The sequence below is a fragment of the Sphingomonas leidyi genome (assembly GCF_011761945.1).
Lineage (GTDB): Bacteria > Pseudomonadota > Alphaproteobacteria > Sphingomonadales > Sphingomonadaceae > Sphingomonas > Sphingomonas leidyi.
This window is the reverse complement of sequence record NZ_JAASQV010000002.1, coordinates 797,681-813,880: the sequence shown is the minus strand read 5'-3', so window position 1 is coordinate 813,880 and position 16,200 is coordinate 797,681. Positions and strand designations below refer to the sequence as shown.

Sequence of the window (16,200 nt, the reverse complement as noted above, 5' to 3'; positions counted from 1 at the left end):
GCGGCCATGCCTTTAGTGCGTGCGCGCCTGTTTCAGGCCGTTCTCGTCGAAAAGTGCCGTCTCGGGCACCGTGATCGCCGGCTGGACCGCGCCGGCGCGGCTGCTCACCTGGAAGACGAAGGCGAGCACCGTCGCCACCGCCATGTAGAGATCGTCGCGGATCTCCTGATTTTCCTTGCTGGTGTAATAGACCGCGCGGGCGAGCTGCGGATATTCGAGGATCGGCACGTCGAGCTCGCCGGCGAGCTCGCGGATCGCCAGCGCAGTGGCGCCGCGCCCCTTGGCCACCACCACCGGCACCTGGTCCCTGCCCTGCTCGTAGCGCAGCGCCACGGCGAAGTGCGTCGGGTTGGTGATCACCACATGCGCGGTCTCCACCGCCTTGCGGAAGCCGCCCTTCAGGATCTGGCGCTGACGCTGGCGCTGCGCGGCCTTGGCTTCGGGCGAGCCTTCGCTTTCCTTGTGCTCGTCCTTCACTTCCTGCTTGGTCATGCGCAGCCGGTTCATGTGCCGGAGGATCTGGATCGGCAGGTCGATGCCCGCGATCAGCATCAGCCCGCCGGCCATGACGAAGAGCAGCATCAGGAACTCGCCGCCCATCGCGCCGATCGCGCCGTGCAGATCGGCCTCGACCAGCCCCAGCGAGCGGCGGGTGAGCGACCAGAGCAGCCAGGTGCCGATGCTGCCGAGCAGCACGACCTTGAGCAGCGCCTTGCCCATCTCGATCCAGCCGGTGGGGCCGAAGATGCGCTTCAGGCCCGAGCCCGGATTGATGCGCGAGGCCTTGGGCGCGAACAGCTTGGCGTTCCAGCGCAGCCCGGCGAGCCCGGCATGGCTGAGCACCGCGCCCGCCACCGCGACCAGCAGCAGCCCGCCGATCGGCAGCGCGAGTTTCCACCCCGCCTCGGCGATCGGGCGCCAGGGCTCGAAATCCTCGATATCGGCGCGGCCGAAGCTGAAGCTGCCGACCATCACTTCCTTGCAGGCGCGGATCAGCGCCGGACCCAGCATCGCCATCCAGGCGCAGCCGAGCAGGACGATCAGCGCGGTGCCGAAGTCCTTCGAACTGAGGATCTGGCCTTCGTCCGCTGCCTTGCGCTTGCGCTTGGGTGTCGGGGCTTCCGTCTTTTCGCCGCCGGACTCCGACATCAGCCGAGCACCAGCTGCGGCATCATCGCGAGCGCTTCGCGGATGATGACGACGAGATAATCCCCCATGGCGGGCAACGCGAGCAGCAGCGCGACCACGCCGAAGAGCAGGCTGGCGGGCAGGCCCACGGCGAACAGGTTGAGCGCGGGCGCGGCGCGGCTCAGCATGCCGACGATCAGGTTGAGGCAGAGCAGCAGAAAGCCGATCGGCAGCGAGAGCAGGAGGCCGGCGAGGAAGGTATAGCCGCCGAACATCGCGATGCCGAGCAGCCGCTCGGGCGCGATCCAGGCGCCGGGCGGCATCACCTGATAGCTGCGCACGACCAGGTCGACCAGGACGAGATGCCCGTCGAGCGAGAGGAAGATCAGGGTCAGCATCAGCGACAGGAAGGTGCCGATCGCCGGCGTCGCATGGCCGCTCGCCGGGTCGACGGCATTGGCGAAGCCCAGGCCCATCGACATCGAGATCACTTCGCTCGCCACCATCGGCGCGGCGAAGGCGAGCTGGAGCACGAAGCCCATGGCGAGGCCGATCAGCGCTTCCGCCGCGATGGCGAGGAAGGTCGTGAGCGAGAAGATCTCGGCGGGCGGCGCGACGTGCGCGACGTTCATCACGAGTACGCCGATCGCGCCGGTGAGCGCGATGCGTGCGGGCAGCGGAATCGCCACTGCGCTGAACACCGGCGCCGCGACGAAGGCCGCGCCGATCCGCACCATGGCGAACAGCAGCGCCCAGAGCTGCGGCTCGATCGAGAGGCCGAAGCCCATCATCGCGGGATTACTTCACCAGGTCCGGGATGCGCTCGAAGATGCTCGTGGTGAAATCGCCGAGCAGCCCCATGATCATCGAACCGAAGATGATCAGGCTGAGCGCGACCACGATCAGCTTGGGCACGAAGGTGAGCGTCTGCTCCTGGATCGACGTGGCCGCCTGGACCATGCCGAGCACCAGGCCCGCGAGCAGGGCCGGCACCAGGATCGGCGTGGCGGCGAGTGCGAGCACCCACATCGCCTCGCGACCGACGGTGAGGAAATAATCGGCGTCCATGGCGCTAACTCACGAAGCTGGAGGCAAGCGAGCCCATCGTCAGCGCCCATCCGTCGACCAGGACGAAGAGCAGCAGCTTGAAGGGCAGCGAAATGATCGTGGGCGACATCATCATCATGCCCAGCGCCATCAGCACGGTGGCGACGACGAGATCGATGACGATGAAGGGGAGGAAGATGAGGAAGCCGATCTGGAAGGCGGTCTTGAGCTCGCTCGTCACGAAGGCGGGCAGCAGCACCGAGAACGGCACGTCCTGCGGCTTGGCATAGGGGCCGCTCTTCGCGAGCCCGGCGAACAGGGTGACGTCCTTGGTGCGGGTCTGCTTGATCATGAAGCCGTGCAGCGCCTCGCCCGACTTGGCGATCATCTCGGTCGCGCCGATCTTGCCCGCCGAATAGGGCTGGATCGCGTTGACGTTCATGGTGGTGAGCGTCGGCGCCATCACGAAGAAGCTCAGGAACATCGCCAGGCCGATCAGCACCTGGTTGGGCGGGGTCTGCTGGAGCCCGAGCGCCTGGCGCAGCAGCGCCAGCACGATGATGATCCGCGTGAAGCTGGTCATCATCAGCAGGATGCCCGGCAGCACCGTGAGCAGGCCCATGATGATGAGGACCTGGAGCGACAGGCTGAGCGGCGCGTTGCCGCCGCCCAGGTCGCCGAGCGCGCGATCGACCGCGTCGCCCACGCCCGGCGTGGCGACCGGGGCGGGCGCGACCGGCGCCGCGCCCTGGGCGAAGGCCGGGAAGGCGAAGAGCACCAGGAAGGCGAGCAGCCCGATGAACAGCGCCGCGCGCCCGCCGACCGTGCGCGGCGCCGGGATGAGCGCCCGCGTCATTGCTGCTTGTCCACCAGCGTCACGCCGCTGCGGCTCACCGAGACGAGCAGCTTCTGCCCCTCGAACTCGATGACGGCGAGGCGCAGCCCGGGGGAGAGCAGCATCGTCTCCTTGAGCTGCACCATGCGCGTCGTCTGGTTCCTGGGCAGGCGGCTTTCGAGCTTGCGCCAGGCATAGAGGCAGCCGACCAGCAGGCCGCAGACGAGCGGCAGCAGCACGATCAGCTTGATGATGTACCAGGTCATGGGATCAGCGGCCCGCGCGCTTGTCCGGGCTGACCAGCTCGGTCATCCGCACGCCGAACTTCTCGCCGACCGTGACCACTTCGCCGCGGCCGATCAGCGTGCCGTTGACGAACACGTCGAGCAGCTCGTTGGCCTCGCGATCGAGCTCGATCACGCTGCTCTCGCCGAGCGCCAGCAGTTCGCGCAGCGTCAGCCGGGTCGAACCGATCTCGACGGTCAGCTTGACGTCGACGTCCTGCAACAGCCGGAAATTGGCGGCGACGGCAGTGTCGACCTGGAATGCGGCCGTCATGTCGTTCATTGGAAGTCCTCTGCGTTGATCGGTTCGAGCGAAGTGAGACGGACGGCCGCGCGGCCGTTGGCGGTGCCGACAAGGCCGGTGCCCAGGCGGCGCTTCGCCACCATCACCGGAACCTCGGGGCCGAAATCGATCGGGATGACATCGCCTTCCTTGAGCTCGAGCAGGCGGCCGAGCGGCATGGTCGGTTCGGCGAGCACCGAGCGGACGGGCAGCGTGACCGCCATCACCGCGCGGGTGAGGCCCGAGCGCCATTCGGGCTCCACCTCGTCCTTGTTGCCATGGACCTTGACCATCAGCGCGGCACCGTGCGGCTTGAGCGCGGCGACGGGATAGAGGATGTCGAAGAAATGCGGCCGGCCCTCGCCCTCGGCCAGGCCGAAACGCGTGACGACGACCGGCTCGTCCGCGCCGAAATCCGGCGCGGCGGCGAGATTGGGCGCGGCCTCGGCGCGGAAGACGATGCGCGAGAGCGGCTCCCAGGCCCTGTCGAGCAGCGGGGTGGCCGACTGGGCAAGCCGGCCGACCAGGGCCTCTGCGGACGGCGTGAACTCGCCCGGCAGCGGATGCGGCGCCTCGCCGTCTCCGCCGAAAAAGGCGTCCAGCATCTCGAAGACAAGCCCCGCCTCGAGCACGAACTGCGCGCGGACGCGGGCGTTGCCCATCGCCATCGGCTGCCAGGCCGAAAGCGCGCTGCCGCGCTCCGCCTTGTAGTCGGCAAAGCGCTGGACCGAGAGCGGCTCGGCCCAGGCGCGCAGATCCTTGCGCAGCAGCCCCTCGAAGGCACCCTTCAACGACTTGGCCAGCCGCGCGCTCAGATGCTGCAGCGTGACGAGGTCGCCGAACGGATTCAGGTTGGCCGTCCCCAGCGCCGGCGCGTGCTCCGCGCTGGCTCGGGGGCGTTCCCGCCGTTCGGCCGTGCCGTCTGATGAAGGGCTGTTAACCATGCCCGTTCACTGAACAATGAAATTGGTAAAGTAGACGTTACTAACCCCGCCAAAGCCTTCCTTTTCCTTCAAAACGCCGTTGATCGCCTTGGCGAGGCGATCCTGGATGTGGCGCTTGCCCTCGGCGGTGAACACTTCGTCCTCGGTCGTCTCGCCGAGCGCCATCAGCACCGCCGAGCGAATCGCGATCTCGTGCGTCTTGATGTTCTCGAGGACGCGCTCGTCATAGGGAGTCGACACCGCGATGCCGACCTGGACGAAATGGACGCTGTCCTGGAGGTTGGAGGTGAACTCCTTCTCCATCGGATAATAGCTGGAGGCATATTTGTCGCCGCCCTCGCCCTTGGGCGTGGGCTTGCCGCCATGGCCGGGGGCCTCCCCGCCTTCGCCGCCATGGCCGCCCTCGCCGCCTTCCTTCGCCGAGGCGCGCTTCTCCTCGCTCTTGGGCACCAGGCGGGGCTCGTCATTCTCCTCGGCATGCGCAGTCGCGCTGAACCAGCCGGCCTGCATGCCGTAAAAGGCCGCTCCCCCGCCGCCGCCGAGCAGCAGCACCGGCAGGCCGACGAGCAGCAGCAGGTTCCTCTTCTTCTTCGGCGCGGCGGCGCTTTCGGTCTTGGCGTCGGACATCATCTATCTCCGGGGGTCTCAGGCGACCCGTTCGTCGTCATTGGTGGAAGCCTGTGCCTCGCGGCGGGCGGCGGGCGCCGCCAAAGGCTGGTGGCGGTTGGGAGCCGCGTCGTTGCGCTGGCCCTGCCCCGTCTGCGGATTGCCGGTGCCGGCTCCAGTGCCGGTCGCGCTCGATTCGACGCTGGTCGAGCCGAGGCGGATGCCGCGCTGCTCGGCGATCTCCGCCAGCCTGGGCTGGGCGTCGGCGATCAGCTGGCGCGCGGCCTGGCTCTCGGTATGGAACTGGACGTGGATGCCGGCATCGTCCTGGCGGATCGCGATGTCGACCTTGCCCAGCGCCTCGGGCATCAGGCTGAGGCGGGTCTCGCGGGCCGGCGCGGCATCGCGCAGCGTCTCGATCCGGTCCATCATCTTCGCCGTCCATTGCTGGTGACGCATGTCGAGCGCGGCGTCCTGGCTCGCGCCGGCGGCGGAAGCCGCCGCCGCGGTCTGCGCACCGGTGGCCGGCGCGGCGAGCGTCGAGAGATCGGGCTGCGAATCGCCCGGCATCCGGGCCGGGGTGCCCGGCCGGGCCGGTTCGAGCGCGGCGGCCGACGATGGCGGTGCGGCGGCCTGTGGCGGAGCGACGGTCGCCTCGCGCCCCTGGGCCACATCGGCGATCGACACCTTCTGGGGCGATGCCGGCCGATCGAGCGCGATGCGCACCACCGGCGCCTCGGCGGCAGCCCGGCGGAGTTCGCGCGGTGCCGGCGCGAGCACGGGCTGCGACGGCATGGATCCGGGCGTATCGGCAGCCTTTGCCGGCTCTGCCTGCGGAACGGCGACAGCGGCCATATCGGCCGTGGTCGGATCGATGGCCGGATCGCCGCGTGCGGCGCCTGGCGCCGGCACCGTGCGCGACGGAGCGGACGCGATGGGCGGGGCGATCTCGGCATTGCGCCGGCGCGGCGCCGGGGCTTGCACCGCCGCTTCGGGTTGCGACTTGGCTTCCGGCGCGATCGGTGCGGCCGGTTCGGCGGCGGCGCGGGCACCGGCACGATCGGTCTTCGCCTTGCCGTCCGGCGCCACGCCGGCCTCGGGGAGCGCGATCTCGCGATGCGCCGGGGCCTTGCCGCCCGCGTCTCCCCCCTCGATCGGCAGGGGAGCATCCGCTTCGGGGGCCGGCTCGGGTGCGGGTGTCGGCACCGGCGCGGCGGCGAACCAGGCGAAGGGCGGCGGCGGCGCATCCTCTGCAGTCGCCGCGTCCTCCCGTTCGGCGTCCGAACCGGCGCGCTCCCCGCCATTGCCGTCCAGGCCAGGCACGGCATCCGGCAATTCCTTGCCGCCCTCGGCAGATTCCTGCCCCATCGGCAACGGGATCGCCACCTCGCCCGGTTTCCCCCGGGCAACGATGGCGGGTGCCGCGATCTCCGGCATCAACGCATCCAGCGCCAGCGCGAAGCCGCCCGCATCCGCGGAAATCGCGGCGTTCGGCTTGACGGGCCCCACGGTGATGGCGGGAAGCGCGGTAGCGAGCTGGATCAAGTTCAGGTCCCCGTGACACTAGGTTCACGAGGCACTCAGCAAATATCGTGCCGATTTTTGCCCATGGGCGGAAGCTGTTCCAGCTCGCGCAGCGCCTTGAGCGCGGCATCGGCTTCTGCGCGGGTGATCAGCTTCTCGATCGCATTCTGGTCGCGGCGCGCCTCGCGCGTGGCGGCGCGTGCCATCTCCAGGCTCTGCTCGGCCACTTCGACGCGCTTCTCGGCGGCGAAGGCGGACTGGTGGAGCCGTTCGCGGAAATGCGCGGCCGCGGCCAGGCTCGACGCCGATTCGGAAACGCTGGGCGCAGGTGCCACGTTCGCCGCCAGATTGGCGATGCGATCGCGCAGCCGGGCTTCCTGATCGACCTTGGCGAGCGCCCGCACTTCGTCCGCACGGACCAGGTCGAGCTGGAGCGTGCGGACGCGGAGCAGGCGGCCGAGCTTCTTCGCCGACCTAGGCATCCTGGATTCCCGGCACCGCCATCGAATCAGCCATGGCCGAACACGCCGACCAGCTCGGCCACCGCGTCGGGCAGGGTCACGATCTCGTCGGCGCCCTGGCGGATATATTCCATCACCGCCGGGTGGCAGGCGATCGCCGCGTCGATCTCCGGATCGGCACCGGCGCGATAGGCACCCATCAGCACCAGGTCGCGATTCTCCTCATAGGTGGCGAGGTGCCGGCGCAGCACGCGTGCGGCGGCGACATGGTCCCTGGGCGCGATGTCGGTCATCACGCGGCTGACCGAGGGGCCAAGATCGATCGCCGGGTAGACGCCGCGCTCGGCGAGCGCGCGGCTCAGCACGATATGGCCGTCGAGGATCGAGCGGGCACTGTCCACCACCGGGTCGTTGCCGTCGTCGCCATCGGCGAGCACGGTGTAGATCGCAGTGATCGAGCCGCCGCTGTGCACGTCGGTGCCGGCGCGCTCGATCAGGCTGGGCAGCATCGCGATCGCCGAGGGCGGATAGCCGCGCGCCGAAGCCGGCTCGCCCAGCGCCAGGCCGATCTCGCGGCCGGCATGGGCGACGCGGGTGAGCGAATCCATGATCAGCAGCACCTTCTTGCCCTCGGCGCGGAACGCCTCGGCAATGGCGGTGGCGCGCAGCGCGCCGCGGATGCGGAGCACCGGGGAATGATTGGCCGGAACGGCGACAACGACCGAGCGCGCCCGGGCGTCGCCCGCCACCTTGGTCTCCAGGAAGTCGGCGACTTCGCGGCTGCGCTCGCCGATCAGGCCGATGACGATCACGTCCGCCTGGGCCGCGCGGACCATCATGCCGAGCAGCACCGACTTGCCCACGCCCGACCCCGCCATGATGCCGACGCGCTGGCCCTGGCCGATGGTGAGCAGCCCGTTGATGGCACGCACGCCGACATCGAGCGGCTCGAGCACCCGGCCGCGATCGAGCGGCGACTGGAGCTTGCCGGCGAGCGGCCATTTCCCGGCGCCGCGGATCGGGCCGAGGCCGTCGATCGGCTTGCCCGAACCGTCGACCACCCGGCCGAGCATCGCCGCGCCCACTTCGGCCTCGCCCGGCGCGCCGATCGGGCGGACGGGGGCGTTGGGCAGCAGCGCGGCGGGGCCGCCGAGATTCATCAGCAGCGTCTTGCCCGAACGGAAGCCGATCACTTCGGCCTCGACCCGGCTGGCGCCGTCGCCGATCGCGCAGACCGTGCCTACGGGCAGCTGCAGGCCCACGGCCTCCATCAGCAGCCCGTCATAGGAGGCGAGGCGGCCGGAGACCCGCGGCCGGGCGACGAAGTCGCTGCGGCCTAGGCCTTCCAGATAGTCTTCGGTGAAGAGGTTCAGCATGCGGGCGGGATCGGCACGCGGTCGATCGCCTGGGCGAGCTGCTCGAGCCACAGATCGGGGCCGTCCTCGACGATGGTCGAGGCGCTCTCGACCACGAAGCCGCCGCGCTGGACGTGCGGATCGCCGACGGGGAAGACCGTGGCGGGCAGCTTGCCCTGGACGAAGGGGACGTCGTCGGGATGGAGGCGCAGCAGCGCGGATTCGGCACTGTCGGCCAGCATGTCGACCGCGGCATGGATCCGCTGGGCGAGCACATCCGGCGCGACGCCGACTTCGCCGACCAGCCTGGTGACGAGGTGGAGCACGGTCTGGCGCAATTGCCCGGCCATGCGCTCGCGATCGAAATGGGCGCCGCTGGCGAGCGCGGCCGAGATCTGGTCGAGCAGCGCGGTCTCGCGCGCCTTGGCAGCCTCCGCCTCGACGAGCGCGGCCGCATGCCCCTCGGCGAAACCCGCTTCGTGCGCGGCCGCGATGGGATCGATGAACGCACCATGCTCGGCGGGGTGCTGGGCATCGGCAGTGAACGGATCCCAGCCCTCGGTGGGATTGGCTTCCGGATTGGCCGGCGCGAAATGGCGCGGCTGGGCCGGTACCTCCTCGAACACGCGGCGGCCGATGCGGTCGACATCCGACGGCGCGAAGCCGGCACCGTCGCCAAAGGCGCGGGCCAGCACATGCCCGGCCGCGCTGATCCGTCCGGCAAAGCCCGGCGAGAAATCAGACATAGTCGTCGTCCCCGCCCTTTGACGGCATCTGGATCGTGCCGTCCTTCACCAGGCCGCGCGCGATCGCGATCATCGCCTTCTGCGCATCGAGCACATCGGCCATCTTCATCGGCCCCAGCGATTCGATCTCGTCGCGGATGCCGTCGGCCGCGCGGCTCGACATGCAGCCGAGGAACCGGCCGCGGACCTCCTCCTCGACGCCCTTGAGCGACTTGACCAGGATCGTGGTGTCGATGTTGCGGATGAGCGTCGACAGGTTCTTGTCGTCGAGCTCGAGCAGATTGTCGAAGACGAACATCGCCTCCTCGATCGCGCGGGCGACCTCGCGATCGATCTTGGCGAGCTTGGGCATGACGCGCTGCTCGGTGATCTTGCGCGCGCCGGAGAGGATCTTCGCAGCCTCGCGCGTGCCGCCGAGCTGGAGCCCGCCGCTCGACTTGCGCCCGCCCATGCCGGCGCGGCCCTGGAGCATCGTCTTCAGCGTCTCGATCGCCTCGGGCGGGATCGGCCCCAGCTTGGCGATGCGGCGCAGGATCTGCGGCTGCGCCGCTTCGGGCAGATGCTCGAACACCTTGGCGGCGATATCGGGGTCGAGATTGGCGAGCAGCACCGCCGCGATCTGCGGATGCTCCGCCTCGATCATCCCGGCGATCTCCTCGGGCTCGAACCAGTCGAGCCATTCGATCGCGGCGACCTGGCTGGCCGGCATCACCCGGGCCAGCACGCCGGAGGCGCGCTCGGGGCCCAGCGCCCTGGTCATGATGCTTTCGATCTTCGGCGCCGGATCGAAGGTGACGCCGGTGCGCTCGCGCGCCTTGAACACGAAATCGTCTAGGACGATCTCGACCTCGGCCTCGCTGACGTCCGCCACGTTGAACATCGCCTTGCCGAGCTGGCGCACTTCCTCCGGATCGAGCTTCTGGAGGATCGCCGCGGCTTCCTCCTCGCCCACCAGCATCATCAGGACCGCGGCGCGCTCGACGCCGTTGAAGCTGCGGATTGCGTTCATTGCGCGTCCGCCTTGATCATGTCGCGGACCGCCAGGGCGGCGCGCGCGGGATTGTCGCGAGTGAAGCCGCGGACCAGGCCGACCCGCTCGTCATAGCTGTTGTGAGCGCCCTCGAGCATGTCGATCGAGACGGGCGGCGCGCCGTGGCCGCCTTCCTCGCCAGCGGCACCGCCCATCGACAATGCCGGGCGATTGCCTGCGGCCGGCTCCTCGCGCTTCTTGAGCAGCGCCTTGGTGAGCGGACGGACGCCAAGGAAGAGGACGAGCAACGCAATCACCAGCGCCGTCGCATTGCGCGCGGCGAGCGGCACCCAATTGGCCTCGTACCAGGCCGGGCCCTTGTCGGCCGCATCGGCGGCGGTGGTGAACTTGCGGCTGATCACCGTCACCTGATCGGCGCGGCCCGGATTATAGCCCATCGCCGCCTGGACCAGCTGGGTGATCTGCTGGATCTCCACCGTCGAGCGCGGCTTGCCCGGTTCCTCGCGCAGCAGCACCGCGACCGACAGGCGCTTGATGCCGCCCGGCGCCTGGCGCGTCACGGAAACCTGCTTGCCGGTCTGATAGGCGCGGGAGAAGCTGTCGCTCTGCTTCTGCGGCGTGGCCTGGCTCGCGCCGGCAGCGGTGCCGGCAGCGGGCGCCGCGCCGGGCGTAGGCTGCGCATTGGGCGCGGCGACGGTGCTGGCGGGCGGCGGCGTGTTGGAGAGCGCGCCGGGAATGCCGCCGGGCGCGTTGCCGTCCTTGCTGCCGGTCCAGGCGCCCTGTTCGGCCGCGAGCACCGCGCCTTCCTTGTCATAGCTTTCGCGCGTCGCCTGGTTCTCGTCCAGGTCGACATCGGCCTGCACTTCGGCAGTGAAGTTGCCGGCGCCGACCAGCGGCGTCAGCAGCTGGACGAGCTGTTCGCGATACTTGTCCTCGATGCGGCGCTGATAGTCGATGCGGGCGTCGCCGGCCGAATTGGCCTCGTTGCCCTTCTTCGAGAGCAGGGCGCCCATCTGGTCGACGATGGTGACGCTTTCCGGCGTCATGCCGGGAACCGACGAGGCGACGAGGTTGACGATCGCGCGGGTCTGCGCGTCGCCCAGTGCGCGGCCGGGCTGGAGCTTGAGGATCACCGAGGCGGTGGGCACCGCCTTGTCGCGGACGAAGACGCTGGCCTCGGGCGTGGCGAGATGCACGCGCGCCTCGGCGACCGCATCGATCTCCTCGATCGAGCGGGCGAGCTCGGTCTCGCGCGCCTGGCGCAGCCGCTCGCCCTCGACGGCGCGGGACACGCCCATCGGCAGCTGGTCGAGGATCTGGTAGCCGCCCGGTGCCGCCTTGGGCAGATTCTGGCTGGCGAGCAGCATCCGCGCCTTGTGATAATCGTCCTCGGCGACAGTGATCGAGCCCGAACCATCGATGCTCGACCGGATGCTCGCGCCCTGGAGCGCCGAGCTGATCGCCGCCTTGTCGGCATCGCTCACATTGGCGAACAGGATCCGCTGCGGCGACGTCGAGACCAGCGACCAGGCGAGGAAGCCGGCGGCGACCAGGCCGACCAGGAAGAGGAGCGGCATCGCCCGCCTGACCGCGGGCTGCGCCAGCAGTCCGCGCATCTGGGCGAGCGGGGCGCCGAGCCGGCCGGCGGCGGGCGGGACGGGCGCATCGGTGGAGGTGAGGGCGTTGCTCATGGATTACACCGGCATGCTCATGATGTCCTTGTAGGCGGACAGGAGTTTGTTGCGGACCTGCAGCGTCGCCTCGAAGCCGACCGAGGCCTGCTGGCGGGCCAGCATCACCTTGGCGATGTCGACCGTCTCGCCGCGCTCATAGGCCTCGGAGAGCGCGCCGGCCTGGCTCTGGGCCTGGTTGACCTGCTTGAAGGCGTCTTCCATCGACGCGGCGAAGGTTGCGGACTTGCCGCCCGACGTGCCCGTCACTGCGCCCGCGGGCGTCTCGTTGGCCTTGGCGAGCGCGGCGTTGCGCTCGAGGATCTGGGCGCGGAGCGCCAGGACCCGGTCGACGCTCATCGCGCCGCCGCCGATACCGTCGATACCGCTCATGCCGAAGCCCTCGCCTTACCCGCGTCGATGCTCTCGCCCTGCTCGCGCGCCTTGGCGAGGCGGTAGCGCAGCGTGCGCTCCGAGATGCCGAGCCGCTTCGCCGTCTCGATCCGGCTGCCGCCGCATTCGGCGAGCATCTCGCGGATCGCGGCGAATTCGTGGATCTGGACGATGTTGGAGAGCGTGCCTGCCGCCTCGACGTCCACGCGGCGCGCAGCCGGCCTGTCGAAGATCAGGTGCTCGGGATCGATGGTGCGGCCGCCGCAGAGCAGCAGCGCGCGCTGGATGACGTTCTCGAGCTCGCGGACATTGCCCGGCCAGTCATGGCTGGCGAGCGCGTCGAGCGCCTCGTTCGAGATCCACGGCATCGCGCCGCGGCCGCCGGCATGGCGGACGACCATCGCGGCCGAAAGCGCGGCGATGTCGCCGGGGCGCTCGGCCAGCGCCTTGGTCGTGAGCGGGAAGACCGAGAGGCGATAGTACAAGTCGGCGCGGAAGCGGCCGGCAGTGACTTCGCCCTGCAGGTCGCGATTGGCGCAGGCGATGACGCGGACGTCCACCTTTTCCGGCATGGTGCCGCCGATCGGCACGACTTCGCGCTCCTGCAGCACGCGCAGCAGCTTGGCCTGGAGGTTGAGCGGCATCTCGGCGATCTCGTCGAGCAGCAGCGTGCCGCCATGCGCGGCGCGGAAGAAGCCCTGGCCGCCCGACGAGGCACCGGTAAAGGCACCCTTCTGGTGGCCGAACAGCATTGCCTCGAGCATCGTCTCGGGCAGCGCGGCGCAGTTGAGGGCGACGAACGGGCCCTCGCGGCGAGTGGAGCCGTTGTGGATGGCGCGGGCAAGGACTTCCTTGCCGGTGCCGGTGGGGCCGTTGATCAGCACGGTGATGTCCGACGCGGCGACGCGCTCGGCCAGCGCCAGCAGCGCCAGGCTTTCCGGATCGGCGGCGACCGGCTCGTGCGGGCCGCGCAGCAGCGCCGTGGCGAAGCCCGCGCCGACCGCGGCATCGTCCGCCGTGTAGGACAGCCGGGCCGGGTTGCCGTCGCCGAACGCGATCGCCTGGCGGCCTTCGTCGCCCAGGATCAGCGTGCGCGCAGCGGCCGGGGGCACTTCGCCCTCGGCGACCAGGAACAGGTCCTGCGCGGCGGGGCGACCGTCCTCGCAGGTGCCGATCGCGAAACCCTGGGCGCGCAGCGACGAGACGAGAGCATATTTCTGGCGCAACACTGCGGCGGACGGGACGATGGATCGCATTGGTTACCCCCTGAGACACCATCCTTTTGCCGTCGACTTGGTTAACGCCGCGTAAAATTGCGTGTCCCGCAGCAACCTTGGTCCGGGCGCGTCTACGCGTGCGTGCGTAGAGGGAAAATTTTTCGCTTAAGCCCCGCTGCGGGCGGCCGTTCCTTGGCTTGGCGGCTCCGGGCTCCCGTTCAGGGGGGACAGCGGGAAGCCGACGAGCATGGAGTAACGAACATGACTGTTATCTCGACCAACACCGCGGCGCTGCGCGCCGCCAATGCTTCGACCGGCGCCAACAAGGCGCTGAGCACGGCCATGGAGCGCCTGTCGACCGGCAAGCGCATCAACAGCGCGAAGGACGACGCCGCCGGCCTGGCGATCGCCTCGACCATGACCGCCTCGATCCGCGGCATGACCCAGGCGGTCCGCAACGCCAATGACGGCATCTCGCTGGCGCAGACCGCGGAAGGCGCGCTCAACGAAGTCACCAACATGCTGCAGCGCATCCGCGAGCTGGCGGTCCAGTCGTCGAGCGGCACCTATTCGGACGACGACCGCAAGAACCTGCAGGCCGAAGTCACGCAGCTGACCTCGCAGATCAAGGACGTGCTGACCAACACCAAGTTCAACGGCAATGCGCTGTTCCAGATCGGCAAGCCGCCGGCGGATCCGGCCGCTCCGGCAGCCGGCGAAGTCGCGGCCAAGAAGTTCTCGATCCAGACCGGCGCGGAATCGACCGACAAGATCACGATCAGCATCGACGCGCTCGACGTGGGCGCCATCGTGGGCGACGCGGCGGCCAACCCGGTCGTCCCGGCGCTTTCCGTCGGAACCGCCGGCAGCGCCGACACCGCCCAGGGCACCGTTGACGGCGCCCTGAAGTCGGTCGCCACGCTCCGCGCTTCGCTCGGCGCCGCGCAGAGCCGCCTGGACTCGGTGGTCAACAACCTGACGACCAACGTCGCGAACCTGAGCGACGCCCGCAGCCGCATCGAGGACACCGATTATTCGGCGGAGACGACGGCGCTGGCCAAGGCCCAGATCCTGTCGCAGGCTTCGACGGCGATGCTCGCCCAGGCGAACCAGAGCCAGCAGTCGGTGCTCAAGCTGCTTCAGTAAGCGCGTGCCGGTCGGGGTGTCACCCCCCTGACAGGCACCAAGGCCGGTCACCCCTTCTTGCCGGAGGGGGCGCATGGGGAACCCCGGTGGTATCGACCGCCGGGGTTTTTCCTTGTCCGCCGCAGGCCGCGCCTATGCCCCCTATTTCCCCTCGGGCTTGCCGCCGGGCTTCCATTGCGGCCGGGCATCGCTGTTGGCCAGCGCGCGGAGCGGCTCGACCAGCGACTGGATCGCCCGCGTCATGAACGCGATGTCGAGATTGGCCAGCGTGTCGTCGGGCGTGTGATAGGTCGGCGTGACCGCCCATCCCGAAATGGTGTGCGCCACCACCCCGCGCACCGCGAGCGAATAATTGTCCGAACGCTCGAAGAAGCGCTGCTCCGGATAGGGATCGGCGGTGACGAGCGCGCCATGCGCCTTCAATGTCTCGCCCAGCGTCGAGCGCTCGAAGCCGGTCATCATCATCGTGCCGGCGGGCAGCTTGGGATCCTGCGCGCCGATCATCTCGATCTCGATATTGGCGACGATCTGGTCGAGCGGCACCGGCGGGTGATCGCCGAACCAGCTGGAGCCATAGCCGCCGATCTCCTCGCTGCCATAGGCGACGAACAACAGCCCGCGCCGGGCCTGTTTCGCCGCCGCCATCGCCCGCGCCAGCTCCAGCACCGCCGTGGTGCCCGAGGCATCGTCGTTCGCGCCGTGCATGATCGTGCCGTCGGGCTTGCGGCCGAGATGATCGAGATGCGCGGTGACCAGGATCACGCCCGCCTTGGGATCGCTGCCGGGCAGCCAGCCGATCGCATTGGTGGTGATCGCCTCCTCGCGCACCACCGGCAGGGCGAGCGCGACCGGGGCGCCGGCCTGGGCCGCCGCCTTGTCGAAATCGGCCGAGGGCAATGTCGCAAAGGCGGCGTAGCTCGGCGGCGCCTTGCCCTCGAGCCCGGCCGGCATGCGCGGCTTGCCGCCCAGCGCCTTGGCCAGCGCGCGCGTCGCATCGTCTTCACGCACGATCACCAGCTTCGCCCCTGCCGCGCTGGCGGCGCGGACCAGCGCCATGGGCGAGGCCTTGCCGCCGGTCACGAACAGCACCTGGGCATGCGGGATTTTCGCGAGATCGGCGCCGTCGAACACCGCCGAGGTGCCGGAAATGCTCTCGGCCGCGCCGACCAGCACCGTGGGCGCCGCCGCCGGCCTGCCCGCGACCGTCAGCGCCGCCGGGCCGTCCAGCGCATAGCGGATCACCTTGGCGGACTGGAGATAGCCGGCCATGCCCGGCGCCGGCCGGAGCCCATAGCCTTCGAACTGCGAGCCGACATAGGTGGCGGCGATCGCCTCGTCGCGGGTCGCGCTGCCGCGCCCCTGCAGCGCCTCGCTGGCGAGAAAGGATTCGTGCGCGCGCACCCATTCGGAGCGGACGGTCCATGCGTCCTGGGCGAAGGCCGGAGACGCCAGCAGGCCGAAGGTCATCGCGCCGGCCAGGAACAAATGCTTGGTCATGAAATCCCCCGAATGGTCCGAAGCGGGGATTTCTGCGGCAAGCGTCGAGGCGGCGCAAGCGCGCGCAGGGCAG

The 16,200-nt window shown here is 69.7% G+C and carries 18 protein-coding genes; 1 reads left to right on the top strand and 17 read right to left on the bottom strand.

The genetic code is table 11. The annotated features are described in order from the left end of the window. Positions 1-12 precede the first annotated feature (12 nt). From FHR20_RS13765 to FHR20_RS13690, 16 genes are read right to left on the bottom strand one after another with little or no spacing between them, the layout of a single operon-like run. Positions 13-1,149, bottom strand: a complete 1,137-nt coding sequence (locus tag FHR20_RS13765) for an EscU/YscU/HrcU family type III secretion system export apparatus switch protein (protein ID WP_167300154.1) — start codon at positions 1,147-1,149, stop codon at positions 13-15. After that, positions 1,149-1,919 carry a flagellar biosynthetic protein FliR gene (gene fliR / locus FHR20_RS13760; protein ID WP_167300153.1) on the bottom strand — a complete coding sequence of 257 codons (771 nt, stop codon included), beginning with the start codon at positions 1,917-1,919 and terminating at the stop codon, positions 1,149-1,151. The genes FHR20_RS13765 and fliR overlap by 1 nt, the downstream gene beginning before the upstream one ends. Before the next feature lie 7 nt (positions 1,920-1,926). Then, entirely contained in the window at positions 1,927-2,196 is a 270-nt protein-coding gene (gene fliQ / locus FHR20_RS13755) for a flagellar biosynthesis protein FliQ (protein ID WP_086127675.1), read from the bottom strand. Positions 2,197-2,200: 4 nt separating this feature from the next. After that, positions 2,201-3,031 carry a flagellar type III secretion system pore protein FliP gene (gene fliP / locus FHR20_RS13750; RefSeq protein WP_167300152.1) on the bottom strand — a complete coding sequence of 277 codons (831 nt, stop codon included), beginning with the start codon at positions 3,029-3,031 and terminating at the stop codon, positions 2,201-2,203. Further along, entirely contained in the window at positions 3,028-3,276 is a 249-nt protein-coding gene (locus FHR20_RS13745) for a flagellar biosynthetic protein FliO (protein WP_167300151.1), read from the bottom strand. Before FHR20_RS13745 ends, fliP begins: the two co-directional genes overlap by 4 nt. Positions 3,277-3,280: 4 nt before the next feature. After that, entirely contained in the window at positions 3,281-3,577 is a 297-nt protein-coding gene (fliN, locus tag FHR20_RS13740) for a flagellar motor switch protein FliN (RefSeq protein WP_086127678.1), read from the bottom strand. After that, positions 3,574-4,521, bottom strand: a complete 948-nt coding sequence (locus FHR20_RS13735; protein ID WP_167300150.1) for a flagellar motor switch protein FliM — start codon at positions 4,519-4,521, stop codon at positions 3,574-3,576. Before FHR20_RS13735 ends, fliN begins: the two co-directional genes overlap by 4 nt. A 6-nt stretch (positions 4,522-4,527) precedes the next feature. Next, complete coding sequence (locus tag FHR20_RS13730; RefSeq protein ID WP_167300149.1) at positions 4,528-5,148, bottom strand: flagellar basal body-associated FliL family protein; 621 nt, start codon at positions 5,146-5,148, stop codon at positions 4,528-4,530. An 18-nt stretch (positions 5,149-5,166) separates the two neighbouring features. Further along, positions 5,167-6,672, bottom strand: a complete 1,506-nt coding sequence (locus tag FHR20_RS13725; RefSeq protein WP_167300148.1) for a flagellar hook-length control protein FliK — start codon at positions 6,670-6,672, stop codon at positions 5,167-5,169. A gap of 35 nt (positions 6,673-6,707) precedes the next feature. Then, entirely contained in the window at positions 6,708-7,133 is a 426-nt protein-coding gene (locus tag FHR20_RS13720; RefSeq protein WP_167300147.1) for a hypothetical protein, read from the bottom strand. Between the two features lie 26 nt (positions 7,134-7,159). Next, complete coding sequence (locus tag FHR20_RS13715; protein WP_167300146.1) at positions 7,160-8,488, bottom strand: FliI/YscN family ATPase; 1,329 nt, start codon at positions 8,486-8,488, stop codon at positions 7,160-7,162. Continuing rightward, complete coding sequence (locus FHR20_RS13710; protein WP_167300145.1) at positions 8,482-9,213, bottom strand: FliH/SctL family protein; 732 nt, start codon at positions 9,211-9,213, stop codon at positions 8,482-8,484. Before FHR20_RS13710 ends, FHR20_RS13715 begins: the two co-directional genes overlap by 7 nt. Further along, positions 9,206-10,222, bottom strand: coding sequence for a flagellar motor switch protein FliG (fliG, locus tag FHR20_RS13705; protein ID WP_167300144.1), 1,017 nt, complete (start codon positions 10,220-10,222; stop codon positions 9,206-9,208). Before fliG ends, FHR20_RS13710 begins: the two co-directional genes overlap by 8 nt. Continuing rightward, entirely contained in the window at positions 10,219-11,895 is a 1,677-nt protein-coding gene (gene fliF / locus FHR20_RS13700; RefSeq protein ID WP_167300143.1) for a flagellar basal-body MS-ring/collar protein FliF, read from the bottom strand. The genes fliG and fliF overlap by 4 nt, the downstream gene beginning before the upstream one ends. A 3-nt stretch (positions 11,896-11,898) precedes the next feature. Beyond that, positions 11,899-12,267: a flagellar hook-basal body complex protein FliE gene (fliE, locus tag FHR20_RS13695; protein ID WP_167300142.1), complete on the bottom strand. Its 369-nt coding sequence runs from the start codon at positions 12,265-12,267 to the stop codon at positions 11,899-11,901. Next, entirely contained in the window at positions 12,264-13,523 is a 1,260-nt protein-coding gene (locus FHR20_RS13690) for a sigma-54 interaction domain-containing protein (protein ID WP_167300141.1), read from the bottom strand. The genes fliE and FHR20_RS13690 overlap by 4 nt, the downstream gene beginning before the upstream one ends. Before the next feature lie 222 nt (positions 13,524-13,745). Here FHR20_RS13690 and FHR20_RS13685 point away from each other — a divergent pair, with 222 nt between their 5' ends. After that, positions 13,746-14,630, top strand: coding sequence for a flagellin N-terminal helical domain-containing protein (locus tag FHR20_RS13685; RefSeq protein ID WP_167300140.1), 885 nt, complete (start codon positions 13,746-13,748; stop codon positions 14,628-14,630). A 141-nt stretch (positions 14,631-14,771) separates the two neighbouring features. Here the strand turns inward: FHR20_RS13685 and FHR20_RS13680 are convergent, their stop codons facing one another. Then, complete coding sequence (locus FHR20_RS13680) at positions 14,772-16,127, bottom strand: M28 family metallopeptidase (protein ID WP_243857314.1); 1,356 nt, start codon at positions 16,125-16,127, stop codon at positions 14,772-14,774. Between the last annotated feature and the right edge of the window lie 73 nt (positions 16,128-16,200).

Coding starts and splice junctions, on each gene's coding strand:
- fliF (WP_167300143.1), bottom strand. CDS start 11,895: ATGAGCAACGCCCTCACCTCCACCGATGCGCCCGTCCCGCCCGCCGCC.
- fliE (WP_167300142.1), bottom strand. CDS start 12,267: ATGAGCGGTATCGACGGTATCGGCGGCGGCGCGATGAGCGTCGACCGG.
- FHR20_RS13745 (WP_167300151.1), bottom strand. CDS start 3,276: ATGACCTGGTACATCATCAAGCTGATCGTGCTGCTGCCGCTCGTCTGC.
- FHR20_RS13680 (WP_243857314.1), bottom strand. CDS start 16,127: ATGACCAAGCATTTGTTCCTGGCCGGCGCGATGACCTTCGGCCTGCTG.
- FHR20_RS13765 (WP_167300154.1), bottom strand. CDS start 1,149: ATGTCGGAGTCCGGCGGCGAAAAGACGGAAGCCCCGACACCCAAGCGC.
- FHR20_RS13715 (WP_167300146.1), bottom strand. CDS start 8,488: ATGCTGAACCTCTTCACCGAAGACTATCTGGAAGGCCTAGGCCGCAGC.
- fliP (WP_167300152.1), bottom strand. CDS start 3,031: ATGACGCGGGCGCTCATCCCGGCGCCGCGCACGGTCGGCGGGCGCGCG.
- FHR20_RS13720 (WP_167300147.1), bottom strand. CDS start 7,133: ATGCCTAGGTCGGCGAAGAAGCTCGGCCGCCTGCTCCGCGTCCGCACG.
- FHR20_RS13690 (WP_167300141.1), bottom strand. CDS start 13,523: ATGCGATCCATCGTCCCGTCCGCCGCAGTGTTGCGCCAGAAATATGCT.
- FHR20_RS13730 (WP_167300149.1), bottom strand. CDS start 5,148: ATGTCCGACGCCAAGACCGAAAGCGCCGCCGCGCCGAAGAAGAAGAGG.
- fliQ (WP_086127675.1), bottom strand. CDS start 2,196: ATGGACGCCGATTATTTCCTCACCGTCGGTCGCGAGGCGATGTGGGTG.
- FHR20_RS13710 (WP_167300145.1), bottom strand. CDS start 9,213: ATGTCTGATTTCTCGCCGGGCTTTGCCGGACGGATCAGCGCGGCCGGG.
- FHR20_RS13685 (WP_167300140.1), top strand. CDS start 13,746: ATGACTGTTATCTCGACCAACACCGCGGCGCTGCGCGCCGCCAATGCT.
- fliN (WP_086127678.1), bottom strand. CDS start 3,577: ATGAACGACATGACGGCCGCATTCCAGGTCGACACTGCCGTCGCCGCC.
- FHR20_RS13735 (WP_167300150.1), bottom strand. CDS start 4,521: ATGGTTAACAGCCCTTCATCAGACGGCACGGCCGAACGGCGGGAACGC.
- fliR (WP_167300153.1), bottom strand. CDS start 1,919: ATGATGGGCTTCGGCCTCTCGATCGAGCCGCAGCTCTGGGCGCTGCTG.
- fliG (WP_167300144.1), bottom strand. CDS start 10,222: ATGAACGCAATCCGCAGCTTCAACGGCGTCGAGCGCGCCGCGGTCCTG.